At 70.1% G+C, this 14,329-nt stretch carries 12 protein-coding genes; all 12 read right to left on the bottom strand.

The genetic code is table 11. The features are described 5' to 3' along the window. Positions 1–121: 121 nt before the first annotated feature. A complete protein-coding gene (locus HQ325_RS18955) occupies positions 122–829 on the bottom strand; it encodes a cell division protein SepF (RefSeq protein WP_027505855.1) in 708 nt (235 codons plus the stop codon). A gap of 81 nt (positions 830–910) precedes the next feature. Then, positions 911–1,636: a YggS family pyridoxal phosphate-dependent enzyme gene (locus HQ325_RS18950; RefSeq protein ID WP_027505854.1), complete on the bottom strand. Its 726-nt coding sequence runs from the start codon at positions 1,634–1,636 to the stop codon at positions 911–913. Next, complete coding sequence (gene pgeF / locus HQ325_RS18945; RefSeq protein ID WP_222632579.1) at positions 1,633–2,358, bottom strand: peptidoglycan editing factor PgeF; 726 nt, start codon at positions 2,356–2,358, stop codon at positions 1,633–1,635. Before pgeF ends, HQ325_RS18950 begins: the two co-directional genes overlap by 4 nt. Positions 2,359–2,360: 2 nt before the next feature. Next, positions 2,361–3,548 (bottom strand): cell division protein FtsZ, encoded by a 1,188-nt coding sequence (gene ftsZ / locus HQ325_RS18940; protein WP_222631754.1) that lies wholly within the window; start codon positions 3,546–3,548, stop codon positions 2,361–2,363. A gap of 186 nt (positions 3,549–3,734) precedes the next feature. Then, a complete protein-coding gene (locus HQ325_RS18935; protein ID WP_222631752.1) occupies positions 3,735–4,526 on the bottom strand; it encodes a cell division protein FtsQ/DivIB in 792 nt (263 codons plus the stop codon). A gap of 14 nt (positions 4,527–4,540) precedes the next feature. Further along, the gene (gene murC, locus HQ325_RS18930; protein WP_222631751.1) at positions 4,541–6,016 is read right to left on the bottom strand and encodes a UDP-N-acetylmuramate--L-alanine ligase; all 1,476 of its coding nucleotides are present in this window, start codon (positions 6,014–6,016) and stop codon (positions 4,541–4,543) included. Beyond that, positions 6,013–7,134, bottom strand: a complete 1,122-nt coding sequence (murG, locus tag HQ325_RS18925) for an undecaprenyldiphospho-muramoylpentapeptide beta-N-acetylglucosaminyltransferase (RefSeq protein WP_222631748.1) — start codon at positions 7,132–7,134, stop codon at positions 6,013–6,015. The genes murC and murG overlap by 4 nt, the downstream gene beginning before the upstream one ends. Next, positions 7,131–8,690, bottom strand: coding sequence for a putative lipid II flippase FtsW (gene ftsW, locus HQ325_RS18920; protein ID WP_222631746.1), 1,560 nt, complete (start codon positions 8,688–8,690; stop codon positions 7,131–7,133). The genes murG and ftsW overlap by 4 nt, the downstream gene beginning before the upstream one ends. Further along, positions 8,687–10,177, bottom strand: a complete 1,491-nt coding sequence (murD, locus tag HQ325_RS18915; RefSeq protein WP_222632576.1) for a UDP-N-acetylmuramoyl-L-alanine--D-glutamate ligase — start codon at positions 10,175–10,177, stop codon at positions 8,687–8,689. The genes ftsW and murD overlap by 4 nt, the downstream gene beginning before the upstream one ends. A 7-nt stretch (positions 10,178–10,184) precedes the next feature. Continuing rightward, positions 10,185–11,264, bottom strand: coding sequence for a phospho-N-acetylmuramoyl-pentapeptide-transferase (gene mraY, locus HQ325_RS18910; RefSeq protein WP_027505847.1), 1,080 nt, complete (start codon positions 11,262–11,264; stop codon positions 10,185–10,187). Continuing rightward, on the bottom strand, positions 11,261–12,712 hold the full coding sequence (murF, locus tag HQ325_RS18905) for a UDP-N-acetylmuramoyl-tripeptide--D-alanyl-D-alanine ligase (RefSeq protein WP_222631744.1): 1,452 nt from the start codon (positions 12,710–12,712) through the stop codon (positions 11,261–11,263). The genes mraY and murF overlap by 4 nt, the downstream gene beginning before the upstream one ends. After that, on the bottom strand, positions 12,709–14,289 hold the full coding sequence (locus tag HQ325_RS18900) for a UDP-N-acetylmuramoyl-L-alanyl-D-glutamate--2,6-diaminopimelate ligase (RefSeq protein WP_308014679.1): 1,581 nt from the start codon (positions 14,287–14,289) through the stop codon (positions 12,709–12,711). Before HQ325_RS18900 ends, murF begins: the two co-directional genes overlap by 4 nt. Between the last annotated feature and the right edge of the window lie 40 nt (positions 14,290–14,329).

Genomic DNA, 14,329 nt, shown 5'->3' with positions numbered 1-14,329 from the left:
GACACAACTTTCTGATCACGCACGACACCACAATGCCATCTCGCGACACGGGGAGGCCATCTCGCGACACGGGGAGGCCATCTCGCGACACGAGATGGGACCCACCGCGCCGGGTGAGACGTCACTGCTGGTTGTAGAAACCCGTCTCGGCGATCCGGCGACGCTCTTCGGCGGAGACGTCGACGTCGGCCGGTGAGAGCAGGAACACCTTCGTGGCAACCTTGTCGAACGAACCACGCAACGCGAACGCGAGGCCCGCGGCGAAGTCGACGAGGCGCTTGGCGTCGGCGTTGCTCATCTCGACCAGATCCATGATGACGGGCGTGCCGTCACGGAAGCGCTCGCCGATCGTGCGCGCCTCGCTGTAGTCGCGCGGACGCAGCGTGGTGATGGTCGACATGGGGCCCCCGTCGTCGAGTGCGGCCTGGCGGCGGTCGGACACGCGCGGTTCGGCGTGACGGGGCTCGCTGCGACGCAGCTCCGAGTGCGGGTCCATGCGAGTGTCCATCGCGAGGGCGCCGCGGGTGGAGGTGCGCATCGCGCCGCCGGAGCGGGATCCGCCACCGGAGCGCGACGACAGCGGCGCCACCCGAGCACTGTGCCGGGGCTCGGGACGCTCGTAGTCGTCGTCCTCGTCCCGGCGACCACCGACGAACGCCGGCTCGGCGTAGTCGCGATCGGCGTAGTCATGGTCGTCCATCGATTTTCCGTATCCGCCACGCGACGACCGGGATGCGACGGGCGCATCCGTGTCGTCGAGGTAGTCGTCCTCGAAATCGTCGAGTGGGACCATGCCGAAGTAAGCCTTGAACTTGTGCAACGTGCTCATCGGTCGACCTTCCTGGCGTGGCGGTGTGGCTGGTACTCGTGTGACTGGAGTAAGTCCGTGGTGACGATGGTGTTCATGTCGTCAAGGCGAGGTTATCGGCCGTGGACCGAGGATTGCGGTTCCGACACGCACACACGTGGACCCGTGTCGGACAGCCTCTTCCAGGTCGCCCGTCATCCCGGCCGAGAGTCCGGTCGCGCCCGGATGCGAGGCAAGGACCTGCGTGTGAAGACGCTGCAGATCCTCGAACGACGCGTCGGCGTCCGCACCCAACGGGGGCACCGCCATGAGCCCGGCGAGTCGCAGACCCGAGGTCTCGGACACCTGCGCGGTGAGTGCCTCCAGGTCTTCGCGGTCCACGCCTCCGCGATGCGTGTCACCGTCCAGACTTACCTGCACGTAGACGTCCAAATCCGCAGTCCTGTCACCGTTGTCCACCGCACCCGCGACCGCCTTGCCGAGTGCGGTGACCAGACGGTCGGTGTCCACCGAGTGGATCGCATGTGCCCAGGCGGCAACAGCTTTCGCCTTGTTGCGCTGCAGGCGGCCGATCATGTGCCAGCGCACACCGTCGGTGCCGATCTCGGCGACCTTGGGCGACGCGTCCTGTTCGCGCGACTCACCGAACTCGGTGCACCCGAGCTCGCGCAGCAGTGCGACGTCGGAGGCCGGGAAGAACTTGGTGACGGGAAGCAGGGTCACGGAGTCCGGTGCGCGGTCCGCGGCCGCACAGGCACGCGACAGCCGGTCACGCACCTCGGCTAGATGGTCGGCGAGGTACGTCCGCCGATCGTCCGGCGCGGTCACGAGGACGTGTCCATCCACACGACACCGGCGTGCCGGCCCGTCGGCGAACCCCGGCGATGGCTGAACAGCGAACGGTCCGTGATGGTCTCGCGAGGATCGGCCGCCACGCCGGCGATGCCTGCCTCCAGCAGTTGGCGACGCAGACCCGCGCGGATGTCGAGACCGGGTGTGCCCCTGCGTGTCCGCGTGGCGCTGCCCGGCAGATGCGTCTCGACGTCGATCTGCATGGTGCGGGGAACCTCGTACTCGTCTCCCCCGGCCGCCGGCCCGAGAAACGCCTCGATCCGGGGAACGGACGCGCCCGCCGCCACCATGGCGTCGAGAACCCGTGGGACGATACCGATCCGAGCACCGACGCGACCCGCGTGGGCAGCGGCGACGACGCCTGCGACATCGTCCGACAACAGGAGCGGAACGCAGTCGGCGGCCAGGACGACGAGTGCGAGATCACGCTGCGTCGTGACGAGGGCATCGGTGGCCTCGACCGGCCCGGAGACCGGTCCGTCCACCGTCGCGACGGATCGACCGTGGATCTGGTCCATCCACACGAGGCGCTCGGGAGACAGACCGATCTTCTCGGCGAGACGACGACGATTGGCCTCCACGTGCGCCGGATCGTCGCCGACGTGGTCACCGAGATTGAAGGAATCGTAGGGCGGTTCGGACACGCCTCCGGCGCGTGACGTCGTCACGCGCCGGACACGGTAGCCGCGATCGGAGATGCTCACCGACGCATGAAGGAGGGCACGTCCACGTCGTCGTCGCCCTCGTCCTCCACCCGGACGGGATGTCCGGTGGCACGCGCGGCGCGCTCCCCGATGGGGGGAAGAGACGAGGACGAGGAGGGCGCGTCGCGGAAGACGGCGGGACCGTCGTCCTCGGTCCGCGTCTCGCCCGCGCGAGCCGTTCCCACGGTGGCGCCGCGCGACTGACTCTGCGGTGCCTCGATGGGGCGACGGGCCGGACCGGTGCCGTCGAAACCGGCGGCGATGACGGTGACGCGCACCTCGTCGCCCAGCGAGTCGTCGATCACGGTGCCGAAGATGATGTTGGCGTCGATATGGGCGGCCTCCTGCACCAGCGATGCCGCCTCGTTGATCTCGAACAGGCCGAGATCGGATCCGCCGGCGATGGACAGGAGCACACCGCGCGCACCCTCCATGGACGCCTCGAGCAGCGGCGAGTTGATGGCCGACTCGGCCGCCTTGATGGCGCGACCCTCGCCGCGAGAGGACCCGATGCCCATGAGGGCGCTGCCCGCCCCGGACATGACGCCCTTGACGTCGGCGAAGTCCACGTTGATGAGGCCGGGAGTGGTGATGAGGTCGGTGATGCCCTGAACACCGTTGAGCAGCACCTCGTCCGCCGAGCGGAACGCGTCCATCAGGCTGACAGCCGCGTCGCCGAGCTGCAGCAGCCGGTCGTTCGGGATGACGATGAGGGTGTCGCACGACTCGCGCAGACCCTGGATGCCGACGTCGGCCTGTCCGCCGCGTCGCTTGCCCTCGAAGGAGAAGGGGCGCGTCACCACGCCGACGGTGAGGGCGCCGAGCTTCCGCGCGATGCTCGCGACGACGGGGGCTCCACCGGTGCCGGTGCCGCCGCCCTCGCCGGCGGTGACGAACACCATGTCGGCGCCCTTGAGCACCTCTTCGATCTCGTCCTTGTGATCCTCGGCGGCCTTGCGGCCCACCTCGGGATCGGCACCCGCGCCGAGGCCTCGGGTGAGTTCGCGACCGACGTCGAGCTTGACGTCGGCGTCCGACATGAGCAGCGCCTGCGCGTCCGTGTTGACCGCGATGAACTCGACTCCCTTGAGTCCCTGCTCGATCATGCGGTTGACCGCGTTGACGCCGCCGCCGCCGATGCCGACGACCTTGATTACGGCGAGGTAGTTGTGCGGGGGCGTCATGGGCTCTCGCCTTCCGTGGTTGGTGTGCATGATGCAGTCGAGGCAAACCCTCAACCTGAACCATAGGTTCATAGTTATGTCAAGTGATCGACTGGGTGAAACGCTAGAGACACCGCTCGGCGGGTTCCATTAGGCGCGCCGACACGCGCAGGAAAAATATGTGGGACGTCACCGTCACCGTCACCGTCACCGAATGGTCGGCAGATCCGGACTCGACACGTCGTAGGTCTGACCCGGCTGTGTGAGCAACGGCAGGGCGATCGACGCCTTGTACTCGGTGTCCTCACTGCTCCCCCACACCACGACCCGGCCGTCGTACAGCGTCAGCGACACCGCGGAGATGGTCGGTGCGTCGATCTGCGCCACCTGCGATCGCAACGGACCAGGCAGCGAGGTGAGCACCGACAGGGCGGCGCGTGTCTCCAGGTTTCCGAAGGACGGGCTGGCCACCACCATCCGCACCACCCCGGGCGGGGGCGGTTCCACCGCGAAGTCGACGGCCTCGGCATCCATGAGGTGGGTACCGTCCGCCGCGTCGAAGAAGACGACGGGAACGCGCTCCTCGACCGTGACCCGCACCGTGGAGGGGTACACACGCTGGACCCGGACCGACGCGACCTTCGGGATGGCGGCGACCCGCGACGCGGCAGCATCCGTGTCCACCCTCGGAAGGGGTGTCCCCTCCGCGACCTGCAGCGTCTGCACGACCTGCTCGCGCGAGACCGCAGCGTTGCCGTTCACCTGCACGGACGAGACCGCCCACAGCGGACCGAAGTACGACACCGTCACGAAGGCGACCGAAGCGACGAGCGCGAGAAGGATCAGCAGCTTGCCGCGGCGACCGACACGCGGTTCGCGCGCCGGCGCCCGCGTCGACGTGCGCGCCCGCGTCGACCGCTCCGCACCGACACGGCGCGGCGTCGCCGCGGGGCGGGTCCGGCCGGTACCGCGCGCGTTCACGGTCTGTCGTCCTGCCATGTCACGTCCCGAACTCAGCGCCGCGCCGGGGTGGAACGGAGAGCGTCGAGAATCTGACTTCCCAGCATGGTCACGTCGCCCGCGCCCATCGTCACCACGATGTCACCGGCGACACACAGATGCGCCACCTGACGCGGTACCGCGGACAGGTCGGGCTGGTAGTGCACGGGCTTGGTCACCGACCGGGCCACCGTCGCTCCGCTGACACCGGGGACCGGCTCCTCACGCGCGCCGTAGACGTCGAGCACGACCACCTCGTCGGCCAGATCCAGGGCGGCAGCGAACTGGTCCGCGAAGGTCACCGTGCGGGAGTACAGGTGGGGCTGAAACACGACGATGACGCGACCGGGGGTCGCGGTGTCCGCGGTACGAACCAGGTCCGCCGCGGCACCGAGCACCGCGCGGACCTCGGTGGGGTGGTGGGCGTAGTCGTCGAACACGCGCACGCCACGCTCACGGCCCTGTAACTGGAACCGTCGGTGCACACCGGCGAACCCGGCCAGGCCCTCGATGATCTCGTCGACTCCGGCGCCGGTCTCGCGCGCGGCGACGATCGCGGCCAGCGCGTTCAGCGCCATGTGCCGTCCGGGCACGCCCAGGCGCACGGTGCGGGCACGGTCCTCGCCGGCCAGCCGGAACTGCACCACGCCGCCGGTGTCCTCGGGCTCCCAGCCGAGCAGCGTCGCGGACACCTCGGCGCCGTCGACGTGCGCGTCGTCGGAGCCGTACGTCAGAACGCGCACACCGTCGATCGGCTTCGCGGCGACCCGACGTGCCAGCTCCCGTGACCCGGGATCGTCCGTACACACCACCAGGGCGCCGCCGGCGGACAAGCGAGCGGCGAAGTCGTCGAACACCTGGACGTAGGCGTCCTCGCTGCCGAAGTAGTCGAGGTGATCCGCCTCCACGTTGGTGACGACGATGACGTCGGGGTCGTACTGCAGCAGCGACCCGTCGCTCTCGTCCGCCTCGGCGACGAAGACCTCGCCGGTGCCGTGGTGGGAGTTGGTACCCGCCTCGTTCAGCTCGCCGCCCACGGCGAAGGACGGATCCGCACCGCAGTGCTGCAGCGCGACGACGAGCATCGACGTGGTGGAGGTCTTGCCGTGCGTCCCCGACACCAGGACGGTGCGGAAGCCCTTCATCAGCGAGGCGAGCACGGCCGGACGCAGCAGGACGGGCACACCGCGCTCGGCGGCCGCGACCAGCTCCGGGTTCGTCTTCGGAATGGCCGCGTGCGTCGTGACCAATGCCGTCGGACCGCCCTCGAGCATGTCGAGCGCCGACGCGTCGTGCCCGATCCGTATCTGGGCACCGCGGGCGCGCAGCGCCTTCACGCCGCGACTCTCCTTGGCGTCGGAGCCCGACACCTGGCCACCGCGCGAGAGCAGGATCCGGGCGATCCCCGACATGCCCGCTCCCCCGATGCCGACCATGTGCACGCGCTGCAGTTCGGGCGGCAGGGTCGCGTCGACGGTGTGTCCCGTCATGCCCGACCACCTCGTCCGGCGACCTCGAGAACGATGCGCGCGACCTCCGCGGCGGCGCCTCGATGACCCGCGCCCGCGGCGGCCGCACTCATGGCCGACACGCGATCGGGATCGGTCAGCAGCGACACGACGTCGGTGGCCACGAACTCCGGTGTGAGGTCGGCGTCGGCGATCACGACGCCACCACCGGCCGCGACGATCGGGCCCGCATTGAGCTCTTGTTCCCCGTTGCCATGGGGCAAGGGTACGTAGAAGGCGGGCAGACCGACGGCCGAGACCTCCGCGACGGTCATCGCCCCCGATCGGCACACGACGGCATCGGCGGCGGCGTAGGCGAGGTCCATGCGGGTCAGGTACGGCACTGCCACGTACGGGGCGTCCGGATCAGCCGTGGCGACGTCGAGGGTGTTCTTCGGGCCGTGTGCGTGGAGCACCGACACGTTGGCGGCCGCGAGCGCCGCGGAGGCGCCGGACACGGCGAGGTTGAGAGAACGGGCGCCCTGCGACCCGCCGAACACCAGCAGCACGGGGCCGTGCTGCGGCAGTCCGAAGTGCGCACGAGCCTCGGCGCGCAGACCGGCCCGGTCGAGCTCGGTGATCGTCGGCCGGACGGGAATGCCCACGATCTCGGCCTCCGACGACCCGCGTCCGTGGATCCCGGAGCCGGCGACGGCGGCGAGGACTCTCGTCGCCACACGAGCGCCGACCTTGTTCGCGATACCGGCGCGCGCATTGGCCTCGTGCACGATCACGGGTACCTTGCCGCGTGCGGCGAGGTAGGCCGGCAATGCGACGTACCCGCCGAAGCCGATCACCACGTCCGCGTCGACGTCGCGCAGGACCGCACGCGTGGCTCGCACCGATCGCACGACCTTCGCCGGCAACGCGAACAGCGACCGGGTGAACTTGCGGGGCAACGGCACCGGCGGAACGAGCGCCAGCTCGTACCCGCGGGCGGGCACGAGCGTCGTCTCGAGCCCGCGTTCGGTTCCGAGTGCCGTCACCCGTATCGACGGGTCCAGCTCCCGCAGGGCGTCGGCCACTGCGAGAGCTGGTTCGATGTGTCCCGCCGTGCCGCCGCCGGCGACGACGACGGACACGCCGGAAGAGCCTGTCACCGGTGATGTCTCCGTTCTCGTGAGCGTGCGTCGCGGGCAGCCGCGCTGCGTGCCATGTCCGCGGCGCCCCGTCGGGGATCCCGCGCGGACGGGCGTCCGGACGTGTGTCGATCGGGGTTCGGGCGTGCCGCGCGGGGCTCGGGCTCGCGTCGTCGCGCCTGCGGCGGCAGTGCCTGCCGCGCGGCGGGTCCCGACACCCCCGATCGGCCCGGACCACGCGGTCCGCCCCGCGCCTGCGACGCCTTGACCGGCGAGTAGGGCTCGGGGACCGGCAGTCTGAGCAGTCTGCCGAACTTTCCGTCGTGACCCGACGCGAGTGCGGCCACCGCCTCCGGCTCGTGTCGCGAGATGTTGGCGAGCAGCCCGAGCACCAGGAGTGTGATGGCAGTGGACGTTCCGCCCGCGGACACGAGAGGTAACTGCAGACCCGTCACGGGAAGGAGCCCGATGACGTAGCCGATGTTGATGGCGGCCTGCGCGAGAATCCAGACGGTGAACGTGGCCACCAGGATCTTCATGAACGGATCGGGCACCCGCGCCGCGATACGCAGGCCCGTGAAGACCAGCAGCCCGAACAGTCCGATGACCGCGATGCACCCGACCAGTCCGAGTTCCTCGCCGATGATCGCGAAGATGAAGTCGTTGTGCGCGTTGGGAAGATAGCTCCACTTGGCACGGCTCTGACCCAGGCCGAGACCGAACAGCCCGCCGTCGGCGAGGGAGTACAGCGCCTGCCGGGACTGGTACCCGGTGCCCTGCGGGTCGCTGCCGGGGTTCAACCACTGCTGGATACGCGCGGAGCGGTACCCGGCCGTCAGGGCGAGCACCACCGCCGCCAGGAAGAGGCCGCCCACGACCGATCCGAACACCTTGACCGGCAGGCCCGCGAACCACAGCAGAGCCATGAGGATGATGCCCAGGGCCACGGTGGTACCGAGGTCGGGCTGCAACACGATGAGGAAGAAGATCACCATCGCGGCGGGCACCAGGGGAATCAGCAGACCCTTGAGGTCGGCACGCTCCGCCCGGCGCGACGCGAGCAGGTGCGCACCCCACACGGCGAAGGTCACCTTCGAGATCTCCGACGGCTGGAGGCCCACTCCGCCGATGGTGAACCATCCGCGGGTGCCCTGCGCGACCGTACCGATACCGGGAATCAGCACCAGTACCAGCAGGATCACCGACACCACGAACATCGGGAACGACATCTTGCGCAGGATCCGGATGGGGAGGCGCAGCGCTACGACGAACAGCACCAGGCCGACCACGGTGAAGATGGCCTGCCGGGTGAACATCGTGTACGCGGAACCGTCCTCGGCGTAGGCCTCGACCGACGACGCGGACAACACCATGACGAGTCCGAGGATGGTGAGCAGCGCAGCCACGGTGACGATGAGGTGGAAGGACGCGAGGGGCCGGTCGACCCACGTCTCGAACTTCGCGCGGACGGGGCGTCGACGCGGGGCCGTGCGGCCGGGGCGGGCGGCGGCGACCGTTTCGGCCACGGGTCCGCCGGCGCGCGACGGGGGTGTCGTGGCGCCGCGGGCCGGGCTCATGCCGGCGTGCCGTGGTCGGCGGTGGGGGCGAGATCGTGCGGGCCGAGGCTCGCTGCGGCGGCGGCGAAGCTGTCGCCGCGATGCCCGTAGTCCCGGAACTGATCGAACGAGGCGGTCGAGGGTGCCAGGAGCACCGTGGTCCCCGGCTCGGCGCGGCGCGCGGCTGCACGCACCGCCTGTGCCATCACTTCGTCACCGTCAGTCACATCAGTCGCATCGGCCACTTCAGCATCGTCTCCCGACGGCACCCGATCCACGGGCACATCCGGCGCGTGTCGCCCGAGTGCTGCCGCGATCAGGTCGCCGTCCTGGCCGAACACCACGGCACCGACGAGCCGCGGGGCGACCTCGGCGACGAGATCGTCGACCTCGGCGCCCTTGAGCAGACCGCCCGCGAGCCACACGACGCGCTCGTGCGCGAGGATCGAGGACCTCGCGGCGTGCGGATTGGTGGCCTTCGAGTCGTCGACGAACTGCACCCCACCGAGCTCACGCACGACGGCGGCGCGGTGCGGACCGACGCGGAACGACCGCAGACCGGCCGCGACGTGCTCGGCCGAGACTCCGGCTGCGCGCGCGAGCGACGCCGCGGCCAGCGCGTCCTGCAGCCCCGCGGGCCCTGCGGGTTCGATGGCGTCCGTCTCCACCAGCGACTCGGCGTCGCCGAACGCACGGTCCACGATCGTGCCGTCCACGACACCGACATCGCCGGCAGCGGGGTCGTCAGCGGTGAATCCGACCGTGATCGGCGCAGCGGCGCGCGCTCGCAGCGTGGACGCGATCGCGTCGTCCAGTCCCACCACGGCGACATCGCCGTGCAGCGCCTGGAGCTTCGCCTGGACGTAGGCCTCCATGCCGCCGTGCCAGTCGAGATGGTCCTCGGCGATGTTGAGCACCACGCCGGCCGCGGGTCGCACCGACGGCGCCCAGAACAGTTGGAAGGAGGACAGTTCGACGGCGAGCACGTCCGCACGCGGGTCGCGTCTCAGCGCGTCCATGACCGGCACGCCGATGTTGCCGCACGCCGCGGACGGCACGCCCGCCGCATCGAGGACGGACGCGAGCATCGACGTCGTGGTGGTCTTGCCGTTGGTTCCGGTGACCACCAACCAGGTGCGCGGCGGCCCGTAGACCTCGGCCTGATCGATTCGCCAGGAGAACTCGATGTCACCCCACACCGGCACGCCGACCGTGAGCGCGGTGGTGAGCAACGGCGAATCGGGGCGGAATCCCGGGCTGGTGACGACGAGGGCGCTCTCGGCGACGGCGTCGCGGTCGGTGGCGATCGCGTCCATCGAGACCGTGTCCACCCCGAGATCGGCACAGGCCTCGAGCGACGAGGCGTCCGAGTCGGCCACCGTCACCGAGGCTCCCACCTCGAGCAGCGCGGGGATCACGGCGCGGCCGGACACCCGGCCACCGGCGACGAGAACGCGGCGACCGCGGAGATCGAGCGGTGACGTGAGGGGGTCACGGGGATCGTGCAGCACCACGTCAGTCGCCGATCGCCGAGAGGTACTCGCTGTAGAACAGAGCCAGTCCGACGGCCGACGAGATGGCGGCCAACAACCAGAAACGGATGATCACCGTCGTCTCGGCCCAACCTCCGAGTTCGAAGTGATGATGGAACGGGGCCATCCGGAACACTCGTCGACGACTCGACCGGAAGACCGCCACCTGGATCACGACGGACGCTGCCTCGGCCACGAAGAGTGCACCGATGACGACCATCAGCAGCTCGGTCCGAGTCACGATCGACAGGCCGGCGAGCAGGCCACCGAGCGCGAGCGAGCCCGTGTCGCCCATGAAGATCTTGGCGGGTGCCGCGTTCCACCACAGGAAGCCGATGCACGCACCCGCAGCAGCAGCACAGATCAGGGCCAGGTCGAGCGGATCACGGACGTCGTAGCAACCGGGCCCCGGACTCGTGGTGCACGCCTGCCGGTACTGCCAGAACGTGATGACGGTGTACGCACCCAGCACCAGGGTCATCGATCCGGCCGCGAGTCCGTCGAGGCCGTCGGTCAGGTTGACCGCATTGGACCAGGCACTGACGAGGAGGTAGCAGAACAGGATGAAGACGATGCCGCCCATGGAGACGGTCGCGATGTCGCGCACGTAGCTCAGCTGGACGCTGCCCGGCGTCAGTCCGCCGGCACCGTTGAACTGCAGCGCGAGGACACCGAAGATCACCGCGGCGAACAGCTGACCCACCAACTTGGCCGTCTTGTTCAGTCCGAGGTTGCGCTGCTTGCGGATCTTGATGAAGTCGTCGAGGAAACCCACCACGCCCAGCACCGTCGTCAGACCCAGCACCAGGAGGGCCGACACCGACGGCCCGTCCGCGTCGTAGCCGATGCCGATGAGGTGCGAACCCCAGTAGCCCGCCCACAGACCGGCGAGGATCGCGACGCCGCCCATGGTGGGCGTGCCGCGCTTGGACTGATGGCTCGCGGGACCCTCGACCCGGATCTCCTGGCCGAACCCCTGCTTCGAGAAGGCCTTGATCAACACGGGCGTCAGCAGGATCGCCACCGCCAGCGCAATGCCGCCCGCGAACAGAATCTGTCTCACCGAGTCTCCCCCTGCTCGCTGAGCACTGCCTCCGCGACGGTCCACAGCCCCACCGACTGGGAGGCCTTCACCAACACCAGGTCACCCGGCTCCACCTCGTCGCGCAGCAGCGCGATCGCGGCGTCGGCATCGGGAACCAGGTGGGCCTCCTCGCCCCAGGACCCTTCCATGACGGCACCCTGATACATGCCGTGCGACGGGCGACCCGTTCCGACCACGATGATCTTGCTGACGGCCAGACGCACCGCGAGGCGGCCGATCCGATCGTGCTCGATCACCGACTCGTCTCCGAGTTCGGCCATCTCACCCAGCACGGCCCAGGACCGCCGACCACTGTCGCGGCCACTGCGCGCCATCGTGACCAGCGCCTTCAGCGCGGCCCGTACCGAATCCGGGTTGGCGTTGTAGGAGTCGTTGACAACGGTGACACCGTCGGCGCGCGTACGCACGTCCATGCGCCGGGCCGAGGCGGCCTCCGCGCCCGACAGCGCGGCGGCGACGGTCTCGACGTCCATGCCGCAGTCCAGGCCCACGGCCGCCGCCGCCAACGCGTTGCCCACCTGGTGCTCACCGTGGACCAGCAGCGATACCGGTGCGCTCCCCGACGGCGTGACCATCGTGAACGACGCGCGCGCTGTCTCGTCGAGGCGGACGTCCAGCGCGTGGACGTCGGCTCTGGTGTCCGACCCGTAGGTGACGACGCGAGCGGTGGTCTTCGACGCCATCGCCGCCACCAGCGGATCGTCGGCGTTGAGAACCGCCAGACCACCGGCCTCCGCAGCCGGAAGCGCTTGCACCAGTTCGGACTTGGCCTCGGCGATGTTCTCGCGCGAACCGAACTCGCCGAGGTGCGCGGTGCCGACGTTGAGTTCCACACCGATCCGCGGCGGTGCGATCGCGGCCAACGCGGCGATGTGGCCGCGTCCCCGCGCCGACAGCTCGAGGACGAGGAACCGTGTCGAGGCGTCCGCGCGCAGCACGGTCCAGGGATGCCCGAGCTCGTTGTTGAAGGAGCCGGGCGGCGCGATCACGGTGCCCGCACGCTCGAGCACCGCGCGGATCAGATCCTTGGTCGACGTCTTGCCCGAGCTTCCGGTGACGCCGACGACAGTGAGATCGCCGGCGGCCAGTTCGGCGACCGACGCCGCGGCCAGCCTCCCGAGTGCTTCCAGAACGGCCGCGCCGGGTCCGTCCTCGTGCTCGACGACGATGGCGGGAACGCCCACCGGCCGCGCTGCGAGCACCGCGACGGCACCGGCGGCGACGGCACCGGCAGCATGATCGTGGCCGTCCACGCGCTCACCGGGGAGAGCGAGGAACAGTCCGCCCTCGGTGATCTTCCGGGAGTCGAACTCGACGCCGGCGGTGATCTCCACGGAGGGATCGGGGACGTCGTGCAGTGTGCCCTCCACGATGTCCGCGACGGCGGACAGGGACAGTCGGATCACATCGAGCCTTTCTGTCGGTCGAGGGCGTCGGCGAGCACACGGCGGTCGTCGAAAGGGTGCTTGATCCCGCCGACGTCCTGCCCCACCTCGTGGCCCTTGCCGGCGATCAGGACGACGTCGCCGTCCTTCGCCCACTGCACCACGGCGTGGATCGCCTCGTCGCGCGGAGAGATCTCGCGCACCTCGGCATGTCCGTCGACGGCGTCAGCGCCTCGCCGGACGGCCGCGCGGATGGCGGCCGGGTCCTCGGATCTCGGATTGTCGTCGGTGATGACGACGAGGTCCGCGGCGCGCGCGGCGGCCTCGCCCATCAGCGGCCGCTTCTCGGCGTCGCGGTCTCCCCCGGCGCCGATGACGACGGCGATGCGGCCGTCGGTCTGAGCGCGCAGAGTGGCCAGCACCGCCTCGAGTGCGGCGGGTTTGTGGGCGTAGTCGACGACGGCCAGGAAGTTCTGACCACGCTCGACGCGCTGCATGCGGCCGGGCACGTCGACCTCGGCCATCGCGGCGAGGGCGACCGCCGGATCCACCCCGACCTCCGCGCACACGGCGGCGGCGACCACGGCGTTGGCGACGTTGTAGCGCCCCGGCATCCGGAGTGACGCCGACAGGACGGTGTCCCGTGCGGCGACCTCGAACTGCTGGGTGCCGTCCGGCCCGGACGACCAGGACGTCACCGACCAGGAGGCCGTCCCCTCGGTCGTGGTCGCCACGGTGAGCGGGGCGGCTCGGCCACCGGCCGCCGCGATCTCCGCCATCCGCCGGCCCCACCGGTCGTCGACGCAGACGACGGCGCGATCCGCGCGGACCGGGGAGTCCTCGGCGAACAACCGGGCCTTGGCCGCGAAGTAGTCCTCGAAGGTGAGATGGAAGTCGAGGTGGTCCTGCGAAAGGTTCGTGAACGCGCCCACCGCGAAGGTGGTGCCGTCGACCCGGCCGAGGGACAACGCGTGGGAGGACACCTCCATGACGACCGTGTCCACCCCCTGCTCGTACATCGCCGCGAACATGGCGTGCAGATTCGGAGCCTCGGGCGTGGTCAGTGCGGACGGCACCGGCTCGGTGCCGATACGCGTCTCGATGGTGCCGATGAGCCCGGGAGTGCGACCGGCAGCGCGCAGCGCCGCCTCCACCAGATAGGACGTGGTGGTCTTCCCCGAGGTGCCGGTGATGCCGATGACCGTCATCTTGGCGGACGGCCGATCGTGCACCGCCGCGGACAGCGTGCCGAGGATCGAGCGGGGCTGCGGATGCACCAGGACGGCAGTGCCGTCGGGCACGCCGGAACCGATCATGAGGGCCACACCCTCGTCGTCGGTGACCACGGCGACCGCTCCGCGTTCGAGCGCCTCGCCCGCGAAGGCGGCGCCGTGCGACCGAGCGCCCGGCAGGGCCGCGAAGAGATCGCCCGCCAGGATGCTCTGCGCGCGCAGTTCGATGCCCGTGACGCCGACGTCGTCCGTCGCGTCGACCAGCGCACCGTCGACGAGCACTCCGTGGCGCAGACCGACCTCTCCGGCCAGCTCGGTCGCCGACGTGACCGTGGGCCGCTGCGGGCGGAGAGTCGAGCTGGGCACTTCGAGACGCTCCTCTGCTGTGGTGACGGGCGGACGGTGG

This window comes from Rhodococcus sp. BP-349, assembly GCF_019835845.1.
Lineage (GTDB): Bacteria > Actinomycetota > Actinomycetes > Mycobacteriales > Mycobacteriaceae > Rhodococcoides.
The sequence above is the reverse complement of the archived record's forward strand: the minus strand, read 5'-3'. Positions and strand labels throughout refer to the sequence as shown.